Origin of the sequence: Daejeonella sp. (assembly GCF_037719425.1) — a bacterium.
Lineage (GTDB): Bacteria > Bacteroidota > Bacteroidia > Sphingobacteriales > Sphingobacteriaceae > Daejeonella.
The window spans coordinates 1-1877 of the sequence record NZ_JBBJNI010000108.1 but is presented as its reverse complement, the minus strand read 5'-3'; the positions used below and the strand labels follow the sequence as shown (position 1 = coordinate 1877).

3 protein-coding genes are annotated in these 1877 nt (G+C 44.1%); 2 read left to right on the top strand and 1 reads right to left on the bottom strand.

All coding sequences use genetic code 11. The features are described 5' to 3' along the window. Together WKF69_RS13710 and WKF69_RS13705 are read left to right on the top strand one after the other, a co-directional pair. Positions 1 to 214, top strand: a 214-nt coding sequence (locus WKF69_RS13710) for a hypothetical protein (RefSeq protein ID WP_340382640.1), incomplete at its 5' end; no start/stop codon positions are given. A gap of 28 nt (positions 215 to 242) precedes the next feature. After that, on the top strand, positions 243 to 1244 hold the full coding sequence (locus WKF69_RS13705; RefSeq protein ID WP_340382639.1) for a GRP family sugar transporter: 1002 nt from the start codon (positions 243 to 245) through the stop codon (positions 1242 to 1244). 121 nt (positions 1245 to 1365) lie between these two features. Here the strand turns inward: WKF69_RS13705 and WKF69_RS13700 are convergent, their stop codons facing one another. Further along, entirely contained in the window at positions 1366 to 1731 is a 366-nt protein-coding gene (locus WKF69_RS13700; RefSeq protein WP_340382638.1) for a hypothetical protein, read from the bottom strand. Between the last annotated feature and the right edge of the window lie 146 nt (positions 1732 to 1877).

Below are 1877 nucleotides of genomic sequence, written 5' to 3'. Positions count from 1 at the left end.
CGTGGCCGATCTGTACCTTGATGGACAAAAAGTAGAAACAGCGATGATGCCTACTAATTTTATTACCCGCAGGCTGGATATTTTTTGGAAATACCCGCTGGAGAATAAGAAACACACTGTAAAGGTAAAGCTGGCAAATCCTAAAGGGGCATCATATTTCGGAAATATGGAATGTGTTATTTACTCACAAAAGCCGGCGCTTGCCACCAAATAGAATTATAAATCAGATAAACCTATAAGCCATGTTCATTATTGAAAACTATTCGCTTGCTATTGTCTTTTGCATCATTACGATGATCTGCTGGGGTTCATGGGCAAATACCCAAAAGCTTGCCAGTAAAACCTGGCGCTTTGAACTGTTCTACTGGGATTACGTGATAGGCATATTAATATTCTCGATTATTTCAGCGTTGACGCTGGGAAGTATAGGGACGCAAGGACGTACTTTTATTTCTGATCTTAAACAGGCAGACGTTTCCAATATAGGCAGCGCACTGCTCGGCGGAATTATTTTCAATGCGGCCAACATCCTCTTTTCAGCAGCCATCGCCATCGCAGGAATGTCCGTTGCCTTCCCCATTGCGATCGGGCTGGCCCTGGTCCTGGGTGTATTTGTGAATTACAGCGCTTCCCAGCCAGGTGATCCCCTTTTACTTTTTGGGGGTGTTGCAATGGTTGTAATTGCAGTTATAATTAACGCTGTCGCTTACAAAAGGAAAACCGGGGCCGACCAAAAAGTTTCGGGCAAAGGATTAATGTTATCCTTGGTAGCCGGGCTGTTAATGTCGTTTTTTTACCGCTTTATTGCAGCATCAATGGATATGAATGATTTTATCTCACCCGCGGCAGGGAAAATGACTCCGTATACCGCTGTTTTTGTTTTCTCGGTTGGAATTTTTCTAAGCAACTTCATTTTCAACACAATCCTGATAAAAAAACCTTTTGTAGGAGAACCTACAAGCTATGCAGCCTATTTTAAAGGAGGCTTCGATGCGCATTTTACAGGGATCCTTGGCGGGATGATCTGGGGTTTGGGAAATTCCTTTAACCTGATTGCTGCAGGAAAAGCTGGCCCGGCGATATCCTACGGTCTCGGTCAGGGAGCCACTTTAGTTGCAGCGTTATGGGGGGTATTTGTCTGGAAAGAATTCAAAGATTCACCGGCGGGCACCAACCGCCTGTTAACTGGTATGTTCCTGTTTTTCATTGGCGGACTGGCACTTATCATACTTTCTGGTCTTTAAACGTTAGTCAGAATGTTTACTTCGGAATACAGATAGAGGACAGCCAGAAAATAGCGGCTTGGAAAATCCGGCTCTCCTTTGTCAGAGCTAAGAGACTAAAATACTGCGTATTGATTGGACATCAGTGTGAGAAATGCACACTAAATCTGTCGGACCCGGCATTATAAGTAATAACGCATGTTTCCTTTATAGTTTTTCCATTCCCTGTGCTTCCCCCCTCAAAAGGCTGAATGGTAAACTGAAGGTCTTTGCCGTTAATCCTGAGCGTAATATCAGGATAGTCATAATCGCTAAACACTTTAAACTCCGAAACCTCGCCGGCATTTATTGTGGGATAGGTGTTCGTACTGGTGCCTAATTTTACAGTGGCTGATTCAATTGTGAAAGGGGTCCTGTTTTGAATACGGAATTGGGGAGGTGAGGTGTTATTTTTTTCACAGGCTGTAAAAAGGAGGGATGTGATTATTATGAGGAGAATGTTTTTCATGGTGGTGGGTTTTATTATATGTACGAGGTCTTTATTGAAAATGCTACAGAATTGAATATCCACCCCCAACCCCCGCCCAGCGATGGACATGCACAGCGACGGGTTCCGTTTAACTACCGGCCAGACAGCCACAGGAGTGCGCGGAA

What these genes read in the sequence shown, in the direction of transcription:
- WKF69_RS13705 (WP_340382639.1), top strand. Translation starts at nt 243, where the DNA reads ATGTTCATTATTGAAAACTATTCGCTTGCTATTGTCTTTTGCATCATT.
- WKF69_RS13700 (WP_340382638.1), bottom strand. Translation starts at nt 1,731, where the DNA reads ATGAAAAACATTCTCCTCATAATAATCACATCCCTCCTTTTTACAGCC.